This is a genomic window from Nostoc sp. (assembly GCF_036917155.1).
Lineage (GTDB): Bacteria > Cyanobacteriota > Cyanobacteriia > Cyanobacteriales > Nostocaceae > Nostoc.
Genome location: NZ_JBALDZ010000198.1, coordinates 20,982 through 40,848, shown reverse-complemented (window position 1 = coordinate 40,848; position 19,867 = coordinate 20,982). Strand labels below are relative to the sequence as shown.

The window sequence follows — 19,867 nt, the reverse complement described above, 5'->3', positions numbered from 1 at the left end:
ATAGTTTGGTTTGATGACGCCAATTTACCTAATCTTCATAATATGAACACTGAAATACAGTCCAGCATACCTGTTGCTTTAACCATTGCTGGTTCAGATAGCGGTGGCGGTGCAGGAATTCAAGCTGATTTACGCACCTTTGCTTTTCACTGTGTCCACGGTACTAGTGCCATAACTTGTGTCACGGCACAAAATACTCTGGGAGTGAGGAGAGTTGATGCCATGCCAAGAGAGGCTGTTGTGGCGCAAATTCAGGCAGTAGTTGAGGATATTGGTGTACAAGCTGCCAAAACGGGTATGTTGCTTAATCAGGAAATTATCTTTGCTGTGGCCCAGCAAGTGGAAGCTTTACAAATCAAGAATCTAGTTGTTGATCCAGTAATGGTGTCACGTACAGGGGCACAATTGATTGATGATGATGCAGTGAAGACTCTGTGCCATACCCTGATTCCTAAGGCGGTTATAATCACGCCTAATCGCTATGAAGCCCAGATTTTGAGCGGTTTACAAATTAATTCTTTGGAGGATATGCAGAAGGCTGCTGAAATTATTCACAAGACTTTAAGGACGAAGGCTGTTTTAGTCAAGGGTGGAGGTATGCAGGGAGACTTGCGTGGTGTTGATATCTGGTTTGATGGGGAGAAGTTAGAAGTTTTGACTTGCCAGCAAGTAGAGACAAAAAATACCCACGGTACTGGTTGTACACTATCGGCTGCGATCGCTGCTAATCTAGCTAAGGGAAAAGACTTGTGGCAAGCAGTGCAACAGGCAAAGGAGTATGTGACTACTGCACTCACTTACGCTCTAGACATTGGCGAAGGGCAAGGCCCTGTGGGACACTTCTTTCCATTGTTGGGACTGGGGACTGGGGACTAGAGACTGGGGACTAGGGACTGGGGATTAGAGAAAAGTTTTCTTAGTACCCAATACCTAATACCTAATCCCCAATCCCCAATAAAAAATCTTTGCCCTTTCGGCATTTTTCTATTATTCTTGGGCATAGTTTGAGGGCTGACTATCTCTGTTAGCATCTCTGTACGATCTAATTACCTTGATTTTTAATACCAACCCCCCAATGCGAACAACCATAGGTTCTGTTCACAGAAATTCGCCAATACCGACTACTCAAGCCTACCCTCCCTCTGTACCACTATCTGTATACAGGGAATTGTCAACAGAGTTGCAAGCAGCACAGGCGAGGCTAAATGCACTCACCACCCAAAATCAGCAATTGGCACAAGAAAATCAACTATTACGCCAAGAAATTACCAAAGTCGTTGAGTCTTTTTCCCGGTTGCAAAATTTTGTGGATTCCCATACTACACCTGGTTATCATCAAGCTACCCAAGCTTCTGGTGACTTTCAAAGTGCCGCCAAACAGCCAGTAGCACCAGCGCGTCCACGTCAGGAGGTTTCTCGTTCGCGTCCATCTGTTGTACCCAAAACCCCACGCGAAAAAAGTCGCCGCCAAGACTTTCCTACACCTGTAACGGAAATGAATTTCCCGATACCAGAACCAGTTTTTATAGAAGAGCAACAAGTAAGTTATTATTATTCCACTACTGAGCCAGATGCCAAGGGAATCAATAGCTGGTGGTTAATTATTACCATCTTGTTAATTATGCTGACTGCCTTTAGTGCTGGATATTTCGTTGTGCGTCCCTTGTTTGAACATCAGAAACGTTAGTTGACATTCCCACAGTCAGCAGCAGTAGCAGGCTTTCGGGCTACCGTGCAATTTGTCTGCAATCACTCTCTAAATATCCGACCAAATCTGCTAAATGGTGGAGTTGATATATTATTGGGTTATAAAAGCTACATAAAATGCTAAATTGACAGCAACTTACTTATGTTAGAACTTCAAAGATTATCCAATTGACATTCAGATATTCTGTAAGAAATTAATTAAAGCCGTGCTAGAAGCACAGGGTTTTAAACCCATTTTTCTGATAAAAAACTCCACGCTACTTGCGGGATAGAGTTTTTGAGCATGGGGAATGGGGCATGGGGAAGAATCACCAATGCCCTATGCCTAATGCCCCAAGTCGGCGGGCAGCAGCTATCCCTCCCCACCCACAAAGGGATGGAGTTTCCCGCCGACTTTCAATAAATCCTTGCTGGTTCTCATGTCCCAAACCCTCAAGCAAAGCATCTACGATTTAAAAAAGTGGTAATTATTACATATCTTTTAGGAAAAGCACTGCTGGTTACAGCTTCAGACAGCGGATCTGGTTAGATATATAAACGAAGCTAGTAGAAGTCAGGAGTTAAGAAGATGAAAAAAGTAGAAGCTATTATCCGCCCATTTAAGCTAGATGAGGTAAAAATCGCCTTAGTTAACGCTGGTATTGTTGGCATGACTGTTTCTGAAGTCCGGGGATTCGGACGGCAGAAAGGTCAAACTGAACGGTATCGCGGTTCTGAGTATACTGTTGAGTTTCTGCAAAAACTCAAAGTGGAAATTGTAGTTGACGACAATCAGGTTGATATGGTGGTAGACAAAATTATTGCTGCTGCCCGCACTGGTGAAATCGGCGATGGTAAAATTTTCATCTCGCCTGTTGAGCAAGTGATTCGGATTCGTACTGGCGAAAAGAACACAGAAGCAGTTTAAAAAAGTTAGGAGTTAAGAGTTAGGAGTTAAGAGTTATAAGTCAGGAGTTAAAAGTTATAAGTCAGGAGTAATGAATAAAGATTTAGCAAAATTCATAACTCCTAACTCTTGTGCAGATGCGATTAATCGCGTCTCTCCTAGCTCTTGTACAGACGCGATTAATCGCGTCTCTCCTAATTATTAACTCTCTCCAATTGCGGAAGTAAAGCTGTAAAAGCCTTGCCTCGATGGCTAATTGACCTCTTTAACTCCTTTGTCATCTCAGCAAAGGTCAATTGCAACTCTCGCACATAAAAAATTGGGTCGTAGCCAAAGCCACTATCCCCACGGGGTACGTGGAGAATTTCGCCGCGACAAATACCTTCAGATTGTAATACGATCGCACCATCAGGACTAGCGATCGCTACTGCACAGACAAATTGAGCTTGTCGATTTACCTCGTTGCCTAACTCGCTCAATATCCTAGCAATGCGTTCTGAGTCGGTTTTGGCGTAACGTGCAGAATACACTCCTGGTGCGCCATTCAGGGCATCTACTTGCAAGCCCGAATCATCAGCAATTGCCCAGTTTCCAGTAGCTTTAGCAATTTGTGACGCTTTCAGACAAGCATTGGCGGCAAAAGTTTCGCCCGTCTCTTCAATTTCCAATTCTTCAGGTTTGAGGGCTAATTCCCAACCAGAATTTTCCAGGTAAGCCTCCATTTCCCGCAACTTACCTGGATTTCCTGTGGCTACTACAAGTAATGTCATGAATTTTAAATATCAGTTAAGAGTTAGGAGTTATGAGTTATGAGTTATTAATTCCTAACTCCTAACTCTTAACTCCTCACTAATTTTACTCCGCCCACTGTTTCGCCCAAGCAAGAGTTTGATGCACTTGCTCAATTGTCGGTGCTTCGCAGTAGAGGCGTAAAACTGGCTCAGTACCGCTAAAGCGAATCATTAACCAGCTTTTATCAGCTAGGCGATATTTGTAGCCGTCAATTGTTTGGCAATCAATTACTGCTAAAGAGGCAATTTCCGTTAAGGGTTGGGTTTGCAGTTGTTGCAAAAGACGCGATCGCACTTCCATACTTGCTAAGGGTAAATCAATGCGATCGTAAGCTGAGGTAAACCCTGTTTTTTGCTGCAAGTAGCGATAATACTCACCTAAATCCAAACCAGATTCGACGATCGCCTCTAGCACATACAATGCTGACAGCAGGGCATCACGTTCAGGGATATGGCTACCATAGCCAATTCCTCCCGACTCTTCGCCACCCAGTAACACTTTTGCTGCTAACATTCTGTCAGCGATGTATTTATAACCAACTGCTGTTTCAAAGACTGAGAGGTTATGTAGTGCCGCCACAAGGGGCATCAAGTCGGAACCACTAACAGTTTTGACTATTTCTCCAGTAAAACCGCGCCGTAGGGTTAGATGGTCGATTAATATCGGGATTAATACTTGGGAACTTAGGAAGTTGGCTTCTCCATCTACTGCTGCAATGCGATCGCAGTCTCCATCAAATACTAATCCCACCGTTAAACCTGATTTATTGGTTTCTCGGTCAGCCTTGATGACTTCAAATAGCTTTGAAAGGTATTTAGGTAAGGGTTCCGGCGCACCGCCACCAAATAGGGGGTCGCGATCGCTGTTGATTTCTTTAACCTGATTGCCTAGTAGTCTGGCCAATCCAGTAGCAGCAGCGCCATGCATGACATCGGCAAATAATGTTAATTTGCCAGATGCGATCGCTTCTCTAAGTTTGGCAATATCAACTTTACCTTCTAGCGCTTGGGTATAACTAGGCCAAGGATCGAATTTCTCTTGCTTACCTGGGGTAGCTGCTAGAGGTACTCCCACCGCCAACTGCTCTTCTATCTCTTTTGTGACTTCTGGCGGTACCGATCCACCAAAATAACCCTTGACTTTTAAACCCAAATATTTACCAGGATTATGGCTGGCCGTAATTACCAGCGCCCCTAAAGCATTGAGTTCTTTTGCTGCCCAACTATAAGCTGGGGTTGGGGCATAGCTCTCGCTCAGTAGCACATCAAATCCCACAGCACTGACAGTATCGGCAACAGCACGAGCAAAGTCTTCAGCCATGAATCGGCGATCGTAACCGACAATTATTGTTCGGCTACCAACCGTAGAAAAATACGTATCATATAATACTTTTGCGGCGACTGGTGCGACCAGGGCTAGGCGTTCAAAGGTGAACTCGTCACCAATAATGCCCCGCCAGCCGTCTGTACCAAACTTGATTGAGTTAGCTACAACTGGCATCTAAGTATCCTAACTGTCTACTTGAGGATTCTAGCATTTATACAGTGTGCAGAGTAAAAAAAGAATCTAGTAAAAATATGTACTAATGATATTCAATACAAAAGTTAGCCAATTTGTGTATTGCAGAGGTGCAATGTCTAATGATAAGCCTGTCTACGCGTGCCATATTTAAAAGAGAATAGCGCCTTTGTAACATACTGTTTCAAAAGGCTTACACTATTAGAATTGCAGGTATCTATCGTTAGCACGAAGCAGAATTGAGGGTTCCAGCAAATCGTATATTTGATTAAGGCTGTAAGGATAAAAGCAGTGATAGACAATCGGGCAATATCAATCAGTTTATTTACAGGAGCAGGTGGACTAGATATTGGGATAGAACAGGCAGGTTTTCGGGTAGTAAGTGTTGTTGAGAAAGATCCTGATGCTGCGAAGACTATAGCTTTCAACCGACCTCACCTAAATAGAGCCGTAGGAAGAGATATACAGAAAATCACTGCTCAAAATCTTTTGGAGGAAGGAGCATATGTTATTAACCTTGGTAGACCCCTACGTATTGGAGAAGTAGATTTAGTAACTGGCGGTCCCCCTTGTCAACCCTTCAGCACAGCAGGAAAACGTGGTTCAGTTATGGACCCGCGTGGTAGCTTGTTTATGGACTTTATACGTATTGTTGAACAAGTGCAGCCACGCTTTTTTGTCATGGAGAATGTTAAAGGTTTACTCTCGGCTCCTATTCGTCATAGACCTCATCTGGAACGAGGAACGGGTTATGCTCCTCTGGAACTAGATGAAATACAAGGGAGCGCTCTTGAGATTGTTCTAGAAGAAATGAAGCGCCTTGGTTATCAAGTTATTTATAAAGTAATGGAAGCAGCAGATTACGGTGTTCCGCAAAACAGAGCGCGAGTAATATTTATTGGTTCAAGAGATGGTGAATCAGCTACATTCCCTTTGCCTACTCATAGTAAAGATGGCTCTTTATTACCTCAATGGCGCACTCTTAAAGATGCTCTGATCAACTTAGAAGATCCACAACCGGAGTATACTTCCTACTCAAAAAACCGTCTTCAATATTTAAAGCTTTTAAAAAGTGGACAAAACTGGAGAGATTTACCTAACGACTTGATAAAAGAAGCAATGGGAGGCGCTTACAAATCTGGAGGCGGTAAAGTAGGGTTTTACAGAAGGTTATGTTGGGATAAGCCGTCTCCTACTGTTACTACAAGTCCTTACCAAAAGGCTACAGATATGTGTCATCCAGAGGAACTGCGTCCTCTAAGTGTTCGAGAGTGTGCCAGGATTCAAACCTTTCCTGACTCATGGATTTTCTATGGTTCTACAGCCTCTAAGTACCGACAGATAGGGAATGCTGTACCTGTACTCTTAGCTAAAGCTATTGGTGATTATTTACATAGTTTAATTAGAGAGGAGAAACCTAAAGGAATACCAGTTTTTGAACAGCTTTCACTATTTAATTACTACCCACATTCCGCACCTTAACTGTCACAATCGGTTATTACGGAACTTAATTCAGAGAAAAGGAGTAAAAAATTACATTTATCTCAAAAAAAACAGATTTGGGATAGGAAAATTTATTAAATATATTCTCAATAAGCAGCAATAAATATAAGAGTGGTTTGGTGGAAAATTTTAATAAGACGATTTTATTCTTACAAGCTCAATACATCTTTGTAACTTATGCTTGTCTGAAAATAAAGTTAAAAACGCCATGACTTGTTCAGAACATTAATTTTATTAATGAGCTAAATGGTCTAATTAAAATATTAATAATATTGCTCAATCAACTTATACATCTATAGTAATTACGGCAAGCTTCTGGGAGGAATAGGAGAATGTACTTCATTTCAGATGTCAAATTATAAAATTCTGTTTTTTGTTGAAAAGTCACAAGATGAACTGATTGAAAACATTGAAATATCCACCGCATGGTTGGATTATTTATGGCTTTTCCTAATTGATTTTTTACAGTATAGTTTAAGGATTTTAAAGCTGCTCTAATTTCTCTTTGGGCTAAAGTGTAGACTAGCAAACACAACCCCATTATCACTGCTAATGCTTCTATTCTTTCTGGGCTTTTTAGAAAAATACTATCTGCTAAAAATAAAGGATTCTTGAGAAAACTAAACCCTCTTTCACATGATTGCTGTGCTTTATATTCAGACAGCATTTTCTCATTGCTCAATTCTTTATCTGACAAAACATTTGTAGCAATTATAAACCTTCCTGCACTTAAGATTTCTTGGTCAATAACATCTTGGTTTTCACTAACAGTTGCTGAAATTTGATAGTACTTTGATTGATTCTCTTCTTTGATATTGGGAATTTTTTCGAGAGTTTCAATAGTTTCTACTTGATGATATTTAAATCCTTTACTTATTTTAGTTAATTCTTTTCTAGCGTCAGCAACACAGGCAAATTTTTCTTGTGCTAGTTTTTTTAACTTAGCTTGAGTATTTATCAAAGCTTTTTCTATTTTCTTTGATAATTCCTCTAAGTCAGATTTTTTTCTATCTTGACTTTGTACAACTAACCATCTTTGTTCTATATCTCCATAAGTTATTTTCTTTTGAGCGTATGAATATCCTGTCTTTTCACTTTTCACAAATTCCGATTCTGCTAAACTCCTGACTAAGCTTTTTGCTAATTTTATCGTCAATGGTACTCGTGTCAACCATTTGATACTCGACATTAACTTCATATTTGATTCTGTATATAATGCGCTATCTGCTACTATTAGACTATCAACTTGTATTCTTTTTTGATACTCGACTGCGATTTCTCCAAACCTTTTAGAATCAACTTCATTTCCTGAGACTGATTTGATATATATTGGTATATCTCCATCTCCTGAACATACTAGTTCTGTAATAAATTGTTTTAAGTCTGGACGATGATCACGGGAATAACCGTAGGTTAGTTTTATCGCTTGAGGTGATTTACCTTCTTCATTTTCTTTTCCTAAATAATCTGATTGCTTTTGATTATTAAATATTACTTCCGGTAAACTATATTTATATTCTCCATCTACATGAAATGATGTTGAATCCAAGTGTGATGATGAAAGTGATATATGATATCTTTGTACAGCATTTAAACTGATTGCTAAAAATACTGTATCTAGTCCTTTTATAAATAATTTATCTAGGATTCTCCCCAGCTTATCATCATTCAGGTATTCTGGCTTTACTCCTGTACCAATTAAGTGTTCACAAGCGATTAATTCAAAGAATTTTGGGAACATATATAAAGGCTGTGACATCATGCTTAAGCCGTTTAAAATCATTGCCTTTACCACCTGACCCGCACTGACTTTTTCTCCTGGCTCTGACCCAAGGAAATTATTAATTATTTCTACAATCCCAATTGAATCTACTATTCCTGCTACTATCCCTAAATGATCAATCTTCTTCAATTCCAGGTCTTTAGCACTAAACATGGCAACAGAAACTCCACAAAAGTATCTGTTGAAATTTTCTCCTGATTATGTTGATTCAAAATATTTTTTTATCTTTTTATAGTTATTGAGGATAAAGCTTTCAATGATTTTGAACCAATTTTGACATCAAAATAACCTAAGAACTCAAATTTTGTACTTAGTCGTAAATATTCAACTGTATATCTAAATTAATCATAATAATTCCTATTTAGCTCTAATAGATTCTAGTCAATTCTCTCAATCATTAGTTCTTATGTACTAAATATATCCGTTTCTTTGGAGTGTGACAGTTGTAGGTGCGGAATGTGGGTTACTAAATTCACAGCCTGGTGACTATTTTTAGGACTTTCATTACTGAATCTGTTGCCAATAGTTACTATCTTCTACATACAAAGCTGCGGGATTTTCAGTGATAGTTTGTCTAACAAAGACGGCAAAATCTTCTTCAGAAAGATCAGAACATCCTATTAATTGATTCAGCTTTTTCCAATAGTAAACTCCATTTTTAGCATTGACTCTATGCCATTTCCGAATGATAGTTTCTTTACGGACACTACTGCTCGAACTATTTTCAGAATTACTACGATTTTTAACTTGTAATAGTTCACCTTGATTGGTGCAAAAATCAACCTTGTTTATAGTCTCTCCCCAAGCACAGTACCAACCATAAAATGACAATTTTTCGGCAATATATTCTTCTAAAAGAAGGCCTAAGATGTTTTCTGCCGACATGGAAAGACGATGAGCATCCTTTATGTGATTAATGCCATCAGTGCTGATAGTCGGTAAACGAACTGAAAGAATCGTGTCAATAATTTCGTCTGAAACAGTTCCTATCTTTTTACTAGTTCGCTTTGATGGTCGATTATTATAACCACCAAAATACTTATTTAACCACTTAGTAATGTAATGAGAGCGAGAATTGCATACTCTTAAATATGGAAATAATTCAGGCGAATTACAACAGACGGATAAAACTGTTTTTACAGAATCATTCCAGAACATTCCAGTACGAACTTTAGCAATATTTTCAGCTTCTGACATTATCAGATTGGCATCAAAATCAGGTATTTTTAGGTTCTTGCTCACAGTTACTATTGGGTAAAATTTGCTGTTTAAGTTACTTGTTCTAGTTTTCCCAACAATTCACAAGAAGTAATACCCAAAGCCTTACCTAACTCCAAAAACTTCACCACGTCCAAACTTTGTTTGTCAAGCTCATATTTATAGATCAATACAGTTCAGTTAAGCTTCTCTTCTTTCTCTTCCTTTGCGTCCTTTGCGGTAGCCTGCGGCAAGCCGCTCCGCGTCTACGTTAAAAAAAGGGTTTTAGCCTTAACTGAACCGTATTGATTTATAGATACACAAATCTCAATAATCCCAATATTTCCATATATAAACATTAATAATCCTTAATAGTATTAACTATTAAGGATTGTTAACATGAGCAAAAACTGCTCACCAACCTGATTTTTCCTTAAAAATCATCGAGAAACTGACTAAGGCGACTGATTACGGGGTCAACCTCTTGAGGAGGGGTAGCAACAGTATAAGAAGTATTATTTACTACTTCTAATTGATTTGGAGACGGAATGAATGATCGATCATTGACTATGAGCGCCAGTTGTGCAACTTGTTGAGAAAGTTGCAGTAGATGATGTTCCATCGCCTCCAAACGATTAGATCCCTTGGCAAAAAAACGTTCCTCAAGTCCAGCCACTTGACGTTGCAGTTCACCGATTTGTTGATCAATCGGTGTTGTTGCTGCTGTTTGTGGAGCAGGTTGTACAGGTTCCGGTACACATAAAGATTGCCATAAGGCTTCTTTACAGAGGTCGCTGAAAGTCTTGTCTGGTTGTTTTTCCAAATAACTTTCTACTTGCGCTAACAAGCTTTCATCAGCAAGCTCTGGGTTGAACGTGACGGATTTAACTACCTTTTTTGACCATTGGAACATCAGCTTTATGCCCTAGCAGCGCGATTGGAGGATAATTGTGCCTCTCCATAAATATACTGCCCCAAAGCATTCGCCTGACGGGAAGGTGCTGCTAAATGAGCATTAATCTTTGCTTCTTTGAGCAGACGTTGAACGTCGTCCCAGAAGAACTCACCACCACCGCCAGTCAGAATCACATCGGTGACGCGTTCTGGCAACCAGGCTAGCACACGGCTACAGATTTCGCGAGAAAACATCTCCGTAAGGTTAGGAAGAAAATCATCTAGGTTGGTGGGCTTGCTAGCGCCTTTAGGACGGTAAAAGCGTTCACCTCTGGGTTTGTTAACAGCGGAAATCAGCGCTAGAGATTGACTATCGGCTCCCTCGATTTCGGCAGACACCAATTCATAAAACTTATTCATCCCGAAGTCTTCGCTCTTAGAAGCACCTCTAGCAAAACGGAAGTTATCTACCATCAAAAGATCGACGGTTTGATGTCCAATATCGACGATCGCCACCGATATTTTTGTAAAATCGGGACTGCCAGGACTTTTCTTTGGTTGAGCTTCAGACCACAGCAAACTGCCGTAGCCCTCTGGCATGACCCAAACTTTATTGACGTTCAGCGTCACAGATTCGCCTCGGAAGTTCAACACATGAGGCCCACCTACTTGGCTAATCAACTGTGCTTTTTCCTTTTCAAATTGCTCTAAAGAAAGAAAAGGTAGACCTAGTACGACTGAGATATCATTTTTGAGTTTGAAGTAGCCAGCACTTGCTAACACTTTTACTAGTGCAGCCTCTACCTTAGATTGTCCGACTCCTAAATTCGCCCCAAAATCGGCTGCCAGTTGACCAACGGCATATCCATTGCCTTGATACTCCAGCCACAAATCCATTAAGGGGTCGGTAGCTCTGGCTTCAAAAACACCGCCGCGTACTTGCTCTATTGACATCTGCTTGACGTTGGCAGGTACGAACACTACATTACCAGGTTCGCGACTCACACAAGTTTTTGTGGAAGTTCTGCCTAAATCAACACTGAGAATGGTTTTTCCTGAAACCGTTCCTGTGCTTGGGTTAGGATTATTAACAGCATTTATGGGAGTGGATGCCGACACTCTATTCATCGGTATAGCAGCGGCATTAATAGGGGTAGCGGCGGAAGGTTGGTCTGTCATGAAAGCTCCTAGTTCAAACTTAACTGTAAAAAGTTGTCATGCTCATCTTACAAAAATGCGAGCAACCAGAAATTCTAGGTTGCGTCAAGTGTAGCTAGAAATACGCCAAAAATTAATTCCGGCGATATCTCCGGTAAGCTCTGCCAACGCACATCTAGTATTATTTGGCATAGTGTAGGCGAATTTTGGCCAGATGTAACCCCTGCTTTCACTGCTTTCAAACCAAAAGCGTCCGTGTTTCATCTTCTAGTACGTCTTAACTGGCGCTGGGACATCCAGAAAATAAATGCCAAAACTAAACCCCCAAGTACGATTTTGGATACAGGAGCAAGGTACTTGTCCACAAGTTCATACTGACTACCCAACGCGTATCCTGAGTATGTTAGCAAACCCACCCAAGCTGCGCTACCTAATGTTGTGTAAAACAAAAATGGTAGCAAAGGCATATTGCTGATCCCTGCGGGGACAGAAATCAAGGTGCGGATTCCTGGTACAAGACGACCAATTAATACTGCTTTTCTACCTTGTCGATCAAACCACACTTTGGCCTTGGTGATATCTTTACTGGATATAGCCAGCCATTTGCCATATTTATCAGCCCAAGCTTTCAAACGGGTTTCGCCCAAAAACTTACCTGGATAGTACCAAATAAGTGCGCCTAATACAGAACCCAAAAGTCCTGCAAAAAACACACCAATGATATTCAGCTTTGGGCCTCCTGGTTGATATGGACTTGCTGTAAATCCAGCCAGTGGCATGATCAATTCTGAAGGAATGGGGGGAAAAAGGTTCTCTAAGAACATTAGTAGGGCAATTCCCCAATGGCCAAAATAGTTGATAGTATTAGTTATCCATTCAAGCATTAAGTCAATTCCTGAAATTGCTGTACTAGTTCTGTTACTAAAATTCCGCCTTAGCTTTTTTAAAAGGTAATTGTTCTGGATTGTTAGAGTCAAGGTAACTTGGCTGTACTAAAAGTTGACATCGCAACTGAAAAACAGAGTAAGACAGGTGGAAGTTAAGGATCTGTTTCATTAATTTTGCGGGGCTGCGAGATCCCCGACTTCTTCAAGAATTCGGGGATCTGATCACCCTTATTTATCACAATTTAATTAATGACATGAACCACTAGGTTTTATTTTCCAATTTTTTAGATCCCCCTTAGTCATTTTTTTGAAGGACTAGGGAGGATCTAAAGATTTGATGGCAAATTTCAAAACATACTTTAGGGTTTTCTTCTGAGTTGATGCTGTGGGGAATCAGGAACAGAGAAGGAAGAAAGTTTTACCTTGTCCTCTTCGTCCCCCTCATCCCCTCTTCTTTTAGGCTGTCGGAGTCAATGATTGTACTCTTGGTTCCGATTGCCAGTCTAAGGGATTCCAAACTCGATCTTCCAGTGCCATCTGCTCAATCAAACTTGCCAGTCTCAGGGCTTTGAGAGCTTGTTCACCGCCTACTGAGGGCTGATTGCCACCATGTACACAGTTGACAAAATGCTCTAATTCTGCACTTAGAGGTTGAATATTGCTGGTGTAGACTTTTTCAATTACACCATCTTGCCTGTAAAGTACTTGTCGGTGGTCGGTGAGAGAATTGGCAGTGGTTTGCCGATGAATCAAAATTTCATTCTTGAGGAAATCTGCCTCAGTAAATGAATTTTTGCAATGGGCGACAATCCGGCGAATTTTTCGGTGGGTGACTTTACTGGCAGTCAGAGTAGCAACAATACCATTGGCAAACCCCAAGGTGGCGGTTACGTAATCTAAATAACCAGAGTCTAGGGAGCGAGTACCGCTAGCAGTCAATTTTGTGACTGGGGAAGCAGCTAATTCCAGAAGTAGGTCGATGTCATGGATCATTAAATCCAGCACAACTGAAACATCATTTGCCCGATCTGAGTAAGGACTCATTCTGTGGGCTTCTAGCGCCAGCAATTCCTCTGTTTTCAGTACTTGGCTCAATTCTTTAAAAGCTGGGTTGAAACGCTCAATATGACCCACTTGCAGGATACACTGAGACTCAGCCGCAGCATTGACTAAAGACTCTGCCTCTGAAATACTGGCTGCGATCGGTTTTTCAATCAAAACATGAATTCCCGCTAACAGACAGTTGATGCCCACAGCATAGTGCAGACGGGTGGGAACAGCTACACAAACTGCTTCCACAAGGGGTAGCAGGTCACAGTAATCTTCAAAAAAACGCACCTTATACTTGCTGGCAGTTTCTAATCCTCGCTCGACGTTAATATCTGCCACTCCGACTAGTTCAACATCTTTCATTGAACTCAGCACGCGAGCGTGGTGTTGTCCCATGTTACCCACTCCAATCACGCCTATGCGGATTGGTCGTGGCTGGTTGCGCTGTGTGTATGGATTCGGTTCTGCCACTGACATGCTATCTTGCACTATTATTCTCTCCTCAACCACCAAATTTAGAGACGCTACGGCCGTTGGCGTTTATACTCGAAAGCCAGTTACGATCCGTCTAAAACCATCCAGATGGTAACATAGAGCCTATGTTTATGAAGAATTTCAAAGTTTGTGATCGGTTCCCGTAATCCAAATATCTTTTGTATAGATATTTCGGGTTTGTTTGGGATTTTGTACTTTCTCCAAAAAAATATGTCTTTTGATTAACTTTAAAAAATTCGGTAAGACCTAAGTGTAAATTCTTCTTGGCATTGCTTTCTGGCATTTTGTTAAGGTTTGATTTGGCGATTTGAAATCCAAAATTTGCAACTGAGATGAAAGCTGTAATTCTGTTATCTGGGGGATTGGACTCTTCCACAATTTTGTATAAAGCTCAGGCTGATGGCTGTGAATGTCATGCTATTTCCTTTGATTACCAGCAGCGACACCGAAAAGAGTTAAAGTCAGCCCTTGCTGTTGCTCAAAAAGCTGCGATCGCAAAACATCAAGTTGTTAATTTTGACTTACGACAATGGGGTGGTTCGGCACTTACCGATGACACCATTGATTTACCCCAGGAGCGATCGCTGGATGAAATGTCTCAAAATATTCCTGTCACTTATGTTCCGGCTCGTAATACCATCTTTTTAAGCTTTGCTCTTGGTTACGCCGAAGCGATCGCCGCAGAGCGTGTCTATATCGGCGTTAATGCCTTAGATTATTCAGGATATCCTGATTGTCGCCCTGACTATATCGAAGCAATGCAAGAAGTTTTTCGCCTGGGAACTAAACAAGGGCGTGAGGGACAACCAATTAAAATTGTTGCGCCCCTAATCAACCTGAAAAAAACCGAAATCATCCAACTGGGGAACCAATTAGGAGTTCCTTGGGAGTTAACTTGGTCTTGCTATGCTGGTGATGATGTCGCCTGTGGCGTATGTGATTCTTGTCGCTTGCGGCTAGCAGCTTTTGCCGAATTGGGACTTGTTGATCCACTGACGTATGATTCTTGAAGAGTGAGGAGTTAGGAGTTAGGAGTGAGGAGTTAGGAGTTAGGAGTTAGGAGTTAGGAGTTAGGAGTTAGGAGTGAGGAGTGAGGAGTTAGGAGTTAAAATTCATAACTCCTAACTCTCAACTCCTAACTCTTGTAAGCGTCGCAGTTGAATCTGATGTAGGCGTGGGCCAACAATTGATACGACAGTGAATTCGAGATTTTGATAACAGAATATTTCGCCAATGGCCGGAATTTTCTGTAACTCGTACAGCAAAAAGCCCCCTAGTGTTTGGTATTCTCTGGTCAGGGGCAAATTGAGATGCAAAACTTCGTTGAGGTCTTCGAGGTTGATTTGTGCCTGTACCAAAAATTTCTCCTCATCTAACATCTGAATCAGTAATTCGTCGCTGTTTTCAGGTTCGCTTGCGTCGCCAATGATTTCGGCAATGACATCTTTGATTGTCACTAGTCCCACAGTACCGCCAAATTCATTCACTACCATGACCATAGCGGGTTTCTCTTGCTGCATCATGGGCAAAAGTTCACTCAAGGGCGTGTGTTCTGGAACAAACCGAGCGGGACGCATCCAAGGTTGGATCTGTGTCTCTAAACTGAGCTTTCCTACGGCTAAAGGTTGTGCCAAATCTTTAAAATAAACAATGCCGCGAACATCATCCAAAGATTCACCAATCACGGGATAGCGAGAGTAACCAGTAGAAGCCATTTCCCTTAGTAATGTTTGGAAGGTAGCATCTTTTGGCAGCGTGATAATACTGGTGCGGGGGATCATCACATCTTGGGCCATGACATCGCCAAACTCAAAAACATTATTGAGCAATTCTCGCTCTGCACGCTGTAAACCAGTAGATCCCCATTCTGTAGAGATAATCAGTTGCAATTCTTCGGGAGTCACAGGTGGCCTCCAGCCTTGACCTGTGTATTGGATGCCAAAAATCCGCAATAAAAAACGAGTTGATTGGTTGAGAATCCAGATGAAGGGGCCAAAAAAACGCACGATCGCTTTTACTGAAGGCCCCAAAAACCTCGCTAGCTGTTCTGAGTACAACATGGCTAAGGATTTGGGACATAGTTCTCCAATCACAATTTGCAAATAGGCAATTAAGAAAAAGGCAATAGGAATTGATAGGGAATGTGCCAGGAAGGTGGTCATGCTAACTGGTAAAGGCCAGGATCTTAACCAGGCATTCACCAGCACAACAATCGTACTTTCGCCAATCCATCCCAGCGCCAAACTAGAGAGGGTAATACCTAACTGGGTGGTAGATAAAAGTCGGTCAATACTGCGTTGTAGCATTTCCACAGCGATCGCAGGAATATCCCCAGCCTTAACTAACTGGTGAATACGTGATCGCCGCACGCTGACCATCGAAAATTCCGCCGTCACAAAAAAGGCATTTATGGCAATCAGTAGTAGCACTGATAACAACCGCAGCGCCACGTCTGTCCAAATTAAATTAGGAAAACCACTCACTGCCAAAGCTCGTGTAAAACTCACGTCCTCCATTTAAGGGGATTGGGGATTGGGTATCAGGGATTGGGTATTGGGAAGAATTCAGTCCCTAGTCACCAGTCACCAGTCCCCAGTCCCCAGTCCCCAGTCCCCAGTCCCCAGTCCCCAGTCCCCGATCCCCAACTACCTTCCTACAGGAATATTCGATGCCTCTAGCTTCAATTGTTGAGCAGGATAATCAGTAAGAGCAAGTGATATTTTCTTGACATCATCAAGTAAAGCTGTGGGAATGCTCACTGTACCTGAAAATGCTGGCCCATTTACAGGCAATTCTGTTGGTAAGCCCTCTGTACTCGCACTTAGAGTTCGTCCTTTGTCATCGGTAACATCTAAAAAACTATACAGGAAGCGCACAGAATCCTTACCTTTGTTCTGCATTTTCACTTTCAATAGCAAATCACCGCCAGAGTAGTGAGCAGATTGCACAATCATGGTTACACCCTGACTTTGGGCAGTAACCGGAAAACCTGGCAGGGGTTTTTCTTCAACCACTTCTGGGGGTTTTTCCTCTGGCTTCTGCTTGCTGCTATTGGTTTCTTCATCATCTTCCTCTAGCTTTTCAGATTTAGCCGCCTTGGTCTTACCCTCAACTCGTGCCTTAACAATTTTCAGAATCTCTTCCTCTTTTAATAGCACTAGCCCCCCCTGTTGGGAGTTATTTGCCTTATTGCTGGCAAATTTGGTTGTGGGACGCCCATCTGGTGTAGTAACGCCTTTAAGTGCTGAACTCCCTAGTTCAAAGCCCAAAAACGCGCTCACAGAGCCGGCTCCCATCATCAGAATTAGCAAAATCAAAGTAAGAAGTACAGTAGAATTTATTTTCATCGCTGACAAGCTATCACAATAGAATGCTGGTCTATTTAAGAATAGTGAAGCTTTTGACCTCAATCCTTAAAGGAACTTAATCAATATTAGTTTGCACTATATCTATGATCAAATTATGTAGTATAGAAAGCTGGTAAATTATTGTCCAGTCTTCACAAACGGGAAATTTGTGATACAATCATACAATTGGCTAAAGTCAGTGCGTAAAGATTTTATTAACGCTAAAATTAGCAAATAAAGTTGACCTAAGAGTTAAAGCAAATTTACTCATAGCAACCTGAAACCCAGCAAAACATGCGCCTTTGGCCGATTGGGGAGGCAGCGAACTCATAATTCGCCTTAAGGCTGGTTCGATTCCAGCAGGGCGCACTGAATCATCAAAAATGGGCATGGGGCATTGGGCATTGGGCATGGTTTATTCTCCTTGTCCCTGCATTTTCCCACTCCCCATTCCCTAATCTTACCGAGATGGTAAAGTTTCAAACCTGAATTCAGTTCCTAGTTTGAGTTTGTTGCTATTCAAACGAGGAGACATCATCATGGATGTGTCATAAGGATTTGGTAAATCAGGAGTGCGAATATAAGGATCGTTGCCGGCTTGCTGAGTCAGGACATCATGATATAAAGTGTTAACCAATTCGGCATCGTGGGCAATTTCATTTTCTGGGAAGGAACCACCAAAACCGGAACCAGATCCGAACAATGAGTCTAGCTGACGCTTGAGGCTGCCATTTTCGTAGAAATTGCGATCGTGACTAAAATAAGCTCGTTCAAAGACATCACTCGTCGTTTCATAATTGGGTGTTGCCGTTTGGGCAGATGCAACAGAGGGAAAAGCGATACCAGCGGCAAGCAGCACTAATAAACCACCAAAGGTTTTGAATTTTATACGCACGTTTCTGACTCCTCAATTTTTGGGCAATCTTAATTTATGCTTAAGTTCAGAACTCTGATGAGTTCAACCTTTGGTGTAGCACAACTTTTAATGTTTTGTAATGACGTATCCTACTGAAACTCTTACCCACTCAGATATTTGGGCAACCACTCCTGATTTGACCATTTTGCGCCACAAGCTACTAGATTTATTTTGTCAACTTGCTTATCAAGAAGGTGATTTTCTCCTCTCTTCTGGGCTGCGTAGTTCTTATTACGTCAACAAGACACAGGTAACACTCCATCCTCAAGGCGCTTTGGCAGTTGGACGCTTACTGTTTCCTTTATTACCTGTAGATACACAGGCTGTAGGTGGTTTAACAATGGGGGCTGATCCAATTGTGACAGCAGTGAGTGTGGTTTCTGTTTATGAAAACCGACCGATACCAGCGCTGATTATTCGTAAGGAAGCCAAGGGTTATGGGACGAGAGCTTATATAGAAGGCCCTAGTTTACCTGAAGGTGCAAAAGTAGTAGTTTTGGAAGATGTGGTGACAACTGGGCAATCTGCTCTGAAAGCGGTTGAGCGTCTTAAGGATGCGGGTTATACCGTAAATCAAGTAATTTCACTAGTAGATAGAGAGCAAGGGGGAGGTGAGTTGTATCAGTCAGCTGGGTTGAAGTTTGAAACTTTGTTTTCGATTCAGGAAGTTCAGGAACGCTACCGACAACTTGCGAATTCATAAATAAGGGGACTTGTATTAATTCGTAATTCGTAATTCGTAATTATGAATTGGTATAAGTTCTGAAGATGAAATATCCGTTTTAGTTTTATAAAGTATTGGGCGAATAGAATTCGCTACTACACAAACAAAGTCCACCTCCGTGGACTAAGAGAAATTAAGAGTTTTTAACCTGCGTAGGCAGGTAAAGTCTCGTGTAGCCACGACTTCTAGTCGCTAGGGCTAGTATGAATTGAGACTTTACAAATATCCTCTAAAACAATATCTCTGCCTCAATGAACTTTATTGCTCATAATGATATTTGCAAGTCAAAATAATCAATCAGTCGTCTTCAATTTTATAAGTTTGTGGTTCAAAGACAATTTTTTCATATTCATCTAAATTAACAAAGATTAAGTTACCTTTTTCTACATTTTCTAAAGCTTTGAGTAGATGTTTTTTGTTAGTTTCTGATTTCAGAAGATAGGTAGTTTCGTCTTCTTCAGATGGTGGTTCAACTAGCATAATTACTTGTACTAAAGTTTCCGCATCTTTCCCACCCGATTGTAACTGTATTTGAGTGAGATGAATTGGAGCGATCGCTCTCCTCTACGGTTTGTTCAATCTTCTGGAGGATGCCAACCCGCAAGTACCCAATAACTGCGAACTTCCAGCGCATCTGCATCATCACTCAAATGTAGAACTGCAACAGTTGCTCTACCAGTCGGCGTTTTGCCGACAATACGTAGACCATCTTCACTCCAGCCAAAATGCTCAAACCAGATTTGAGTACGAGGGTTAAATAGCCTTACTGTTTCGTTCGTCTCTGGGTTAACCCCTGTAGTTTTATCACTTTTGTAGCGATTACACAGTGGACAAGCTAGCCACAAGTTTGATTCATCATTGCTACCACCTTTAGATATGGGAATAATGTGTTCAATTTCCAAACGTGCCATTACTAAATGCTGAGGACTCAGACAATAACCGCAGCGATTTCGAGCATCGGTGCGGACACGACGTTCTATTTCTACAGAAATGTAAAAGCGGGCCATTGC

General features: G+C 41.4%; 19 protein-coding genes and 1 tRNA gene. 7 read left to right on the top strand and 13 right to left on the bottom strand.

The genetic code is table 11. The annotated features are described in order from the left end of the window. Positions 1 to 42: 42 nt before the first annotated feature. The 3 genes from thiD (at position 43) to V7K67_RS25260 (ending at position 2,614) form a co-directional block, all read left to right on the top strand. Entirely contained in the window at positions 43 to 876 is an 834-nt protein-coding gene (gene thiD, locus V7K67_RS25270) for a bifunctional hydroxymethylpyrimidine kinase/phosphomethylpyrimidine kinase (protein WP_334729093.1), read from the top strand. Between the two features lie 199 nt (positions 877 to 1,075). Further along, positions 1,076 to 1,687 carry a cell division protein ZapB gene (locus V7K67_RS25265; protein WP_335168887.1) on the top strand — a complete coding sequence of 204 codons (612 nt, stop codon included), beginning with the start codon at positions 1,076 to 1,078 and terminating at the stop codon, positions 1,685 to 1,687. 588 nt (positions 1,688 to 2,275) lie between these two features. After that, on the top strand, positions 2,276 to 2,614 hold the full coding sequence (locus V7K67_RS25260) for a P-II family nitrogen regulator (protein ID WP_012410794.1): 339 nt from the start codon (positions 2,276 to 2,278) through the stop codon (positions 2,612 to 2,614). Between the two features lie 173 nt (positions 2,615 to 2,787). On the opposite strand, the gene rdgB is transcribed toward V7K67_RS25260, so the two are convergent. Both rdgB and V7K67_RS25250 read right to left on the bottom strand, forming a co-directional pair. After that, positions 2,788 to 3,363: an RdgB/HAM1 family non-canonical purine NTP pyrophosphatase gene (gene rdgB / locus V7K67_RS25255; RefSeq protein WP_334732037.1), complete on the bottom strand. Its 576-nt coding sequence runs from the start codon at positions 3,361 to 3,363 to the stop codon at positions 2,788 to 2,790. Between the two features lie 85 nt (positions 3,364 to 3,448). After that, positions 3,449 to 4,885, bottom strand: a complete 1,437-nt coding sequence (locus tag V7K67_RS25250) for a phosphoglucomutase/phosphomannomutase family protein (protein WP_334732038.1) — start codon at positions 4,883 to 4,885, stop codon at positions 3,449 to 3,451. A gap of 309 nt (positions 4,886 to 5,194) precedes the next feature. Here V7K67_RS25250 and V7K67_RS25245 point away from each other — a divergent pair, with 309 nt between their 5' ends. Continuing rightward, on the top strand, positions 5,195 to 6,385 hold the full coding sequence (locus V7K67_RS25245; protein ID WP_335168884.1) for a DNA cytosine methyltransferase: 1,191 nt from the start codon (positions 5,195 to 5,197) through the stop codon (positions 6,383 to 6,385). A 301-nt stretch (positions 6,386 to 6,686) separates the two neighbouring features. Here the strand turns inward: V7K67_RS25245 and V7K67_RS25240 are convergent, their stop codons facing one another. The 6 genes from V7K67_RS25240 to V7K67_RS25215 all read right to left on the bottom strand — a co-directional run bounded on the left by V7K67_RS25240 (position 6,687) and on the right by V7K67_RS25215 (position 13,864). After that, a complete protein-coding gene (locus tag V7K67_RS25240) occupies positions 6,687 to 8,342 on the bottom strand; it encodes an IS1634 family transposase (protein WP_335168882.1) in 1,656 nt (551 codons plus the stop codon). Between the two features lie 351 nt (positions 8,343 to 8,693). Continuing rightward, a complete protein-coding gene (locus V7K67_RS25235) occupies positions 8,694 to 9,386 on the bottom strand; it encodes a SinI family restriction endonuclease (RefSeq protein WP_335168880.1) in 693 nt (230 codons plus the stop codon). Positions 9,387 to 9,819: 433 nt separating this feature from the next. After that, positions 9,820 to 10,299: a plasmid segregation centromere-binding protein ParR gene (locus V7K67_RS25230; protein ID WP_334710333.1), complete on the bottom strand. Its 480-nt coding sequence runs from the start codon at positions 10,297 to 10,299 to the stop codon at positions 9,820 to 9,822. 5 nt (positions 10,300 to 10,304) lie between these two features. Then, complete coding sequence (locus V7K67_RS25225; RefSeq protein ID WP_334732040.1) at positions 10,305 to 11,459, bottom strand: ParM/StbA family protein; 1,155 nt, start codon at positions 11,457 to 11,459, stop codon at positions 10,305 to 10,307. A gap of 239 nt (positions 11,460 to 11,698) precedes the next feature. Beyond that, entirely contained in the window at positions 11,699 to 12,322 is a 624-nt protein-coding gene (locus V7K67_RS25220; RefSeq protein ID WP_335168878.1) for a DedA family protein, read from the bottom strand. 459 nt (positions 12,323 to 12,781) lie between these two features. Beyond that, positions 12,782 to 13,864, bottom strand: coding sequence for a Gfo/Idh/MocA family oxidoreductase (locus tag V7K67_RS25215; protein ID WP_334695759.1), 1,083 nt, complete (start codon positions 13,862 to 13,864; stop codon positions 12,782 to 12,784). 338 nt (positions 13,865 to 14,202) lie between these two features. Here V7K67_RS25215 and queC point away from each other — a divergent pair, with 338 nt between their 5' ends. Next, positions 14,203 to 14,880 (top strand): 7-cyano-7-deazaguanine synthase QueC, encoded by a 678-nt coding sequence (gene queC / locus V7K67_RS25210; RefSeq protein WP_334732041.1) that lies wholly within the window; start codon positions 14,203 to 14,205, stop codon positions 14,878 to 14,880. Between the two features lie 111 nt (positions 14,881 to 14,991). Here the strand turns inward: queC and V7K67_RS25205 are convergent, their stop codons facing one another. Both V7K67_RS25205 and V7K67_RS25200 read right to left on the bottom strand, forming a co-directional pair. Further along, positions 14,992 to 16,386, bottom strand: a complete 1,395-nt coding sequence (locus V7K67_RS25205; RefSeq protein WP_334732042.1) for a hemolysin family protein — start codon at positions 16,384 to 16,386, stop codon at positions 14,992 to 14,994. Between the two features lie 129 nt (positions 16,387 to 16,515). Next, positions 16,516 to 17,217, bottom strand: a complete 702-nt coding sequence (locus V7K67_RS25200; RefSeq protein ID WP_334710338.1) for a hypothetical protein — start codon at positions 17,215 to 17,217, stop codon at positions 16,516 to 16,518. A gap of 296 nt (positions 17,218 to 17,513) precedes the next feature. On the opposite strand from V7K67_RS25200, the gene V7K67_RS25195 reads away from it, so the two are divergent. Further along, positions 17,514 to 17,586 (top strand) — tRNA-Ile (locus V7K67_RS25195). Positions 17,587 to 17,677: 91 nt separating this feature from the next. On the opposite strand, the gene V7K67_RS25190 is transcribed toward V7K67_RS25195, so the two are convergent. Beyond that, positions 17,678 to 18,112, bottom strand: a complete 435-nt coding sequence (locus V7K67_RS25190) for a hypothetical protein (protein WP_334710339.1) — start codon at positions 18,110 to 18,112, stop codon at positions 17,678 to 17,680. Between the two features lie 100 nt (positions 18,113 to 18,212). Here V7K67_RS25190 and pyrE point away from each other — a divergent pair, with 100 nt between their 5' ends. Next, positions 18,213 to 18,836 (top strand): orotate phosphoribosyltransferase, encoded by a 624-nt coding sequence (gene pyrE / locus V7K67_RS25185; RefSeq protein ID WP_334732043.1) that lies wholly within the window; start codon positions 18,213 to 18,215, stop codon positions 18,834 to 18,836. Between the two features lie 318 nt (positions 18,837 to 19,154). Here pyrE and V7K67_RS25180 read toward each other — a convergent pair whose 3' ends face one another. Continuing rightward, the gene (locus V7K67_RS25180) at positions 19,155 to 19,337 is read right to left on the bottom strand and encodes a hypothetical protein (protein ID WP_334710341.1); all 183 of its coding nucleotides are present in this window, start codon (positions 19,335 to 19,337) and stop codon (positions 19,155 to 19,157) included. A 95-nt stretch (positions 19,338 to 19,432) separates the two neighbouring features. Beyond that, positions 19,433 to 19,864 (bottom strand): HNH endonuclease, encoded by a 432-nt coding sequence (locus V7K67_RS25175; protein WP_335168875.1) that lies wholly within the window; start codon positions 19,862 to 19,864, stop codon positions 19,433 to 19,435. Positions 19,865 to 19,867: the final 3 nt, after the last annotated feature.

Excerpts from the sequence above, each read along its gene's own strand:
- V7K67_RS25250 (WP_334732038.1), bottom strand. The coding sequence starts at position 4,885 with ATGCCAGTTGTAGCTAACTCAATCAAGTTTGGTACAGACGGCTGGCGG.
- pyrE (WP_334732043.1), top strand. The coding sequence starts at position 18,213 with ATGACGTATCCTACTGAAACTCTTACCCACTCAGATATTTGGGCAACC.
- V7K67_RS25230 (WP_334710333.1), bottom strand. The coding sequence starts at position 10,299 with ATGTTCCAATGGTCAAAAAAGGTAGTTAAATCCGTCACGTTCAACCCA.
- queC (WP_334732041.1), top strand. The coding sequence starts at position 14,203 with ATGAAAGCTGTAATTCTGTTATCTGGGGGATTGGACTCTTCCACAATT.
- thiD (WP_334729093.1), top strand. The coding sequence starts at position 43 with ATGAACACTGAAATACAGTCCAGCATACCTGTTGCTTTAACCATTGCT.
- V7K67_RS25180 (WP_334710341.1), bottom strand. The coding sequence starts at position 19,337 with ATGCTAGTTGAACCACCATCTGAAGAAGACGAAACTACCTATCTTCTG.
- V7K67_RS25225 (WP_334732040.1), bottom strand. The coding sequence starts at position 11,459 with ATGACAGACCAACCTTCCGCCGCTACCCCTATTAATGCCGCTGCTATA.
- V7K67_RS25240 (WP_335168882.1), bottom strand. The coding sequence starts at position 8,342 with ATGTTTAGTGCTAAAGACCTGGAATTGAAGAAGATTGATCATTTAGGG.
- V7K67_RS25175 (WP_335168875.1), bottom strand. The coding sequence starts at position 19,864 with ATGGCCCGCTTTTACATTTCTGTAGAAATAGAACGTCGTGTCCGCACC.
- V7K67_RS25205 (WP_334732042.1), bottom strand. The coding sequence starts at position 16,386 with ATGGAGGACGTGAGTTTTACACGAGCTTTGGCAGTGAGTGGTTTTCCT.
- rdgB (WP_334732037.1), bottom strand. The coding sequence starts at position 3,363 with ATGACATTACTTGTAGTAGCCACAGGAAATCCAGGTAAGTTGCGGGAA.
- V7K67_RS25260 (WP_012410794.1), top strand. The coding sequence starts at position 2,276 with ATGAAAAAAGTAGAAGCTATTATCCGCCCATTTAAGCTAGATGAGGTA.
- V7K67_RS25265 (WP_335168887.1), top strand. The coding sequence starts at position 1,076 with ATGCGAACAACCATAGGTTCTGTTCACAGAAATTCGCCAATACCGACT.
- V7K67_RS25220 (WP_335168878.1), bottom strand. The coding sequence starts at position 12,322 with ATGCTTGAATGGATAACTAATACTATCAACTATTTTGGCCATTGGGGA.
- V7K67_RS25200 (WP_334710338.1), bottom strand. The coding sequence starts at position 17,217 with ATGAAAATAAATTCTACTGTACTTCTTACTTTGATTTTGCTAATTCTG.
- V7K67_RS25235 (WP_335168880.1), bottom strand. The coding sequence starts at position 9,386 with ATGTCAGAAGCTGAAAATATTGCTAAAGTTCGTACTGGAATGTTCTGG.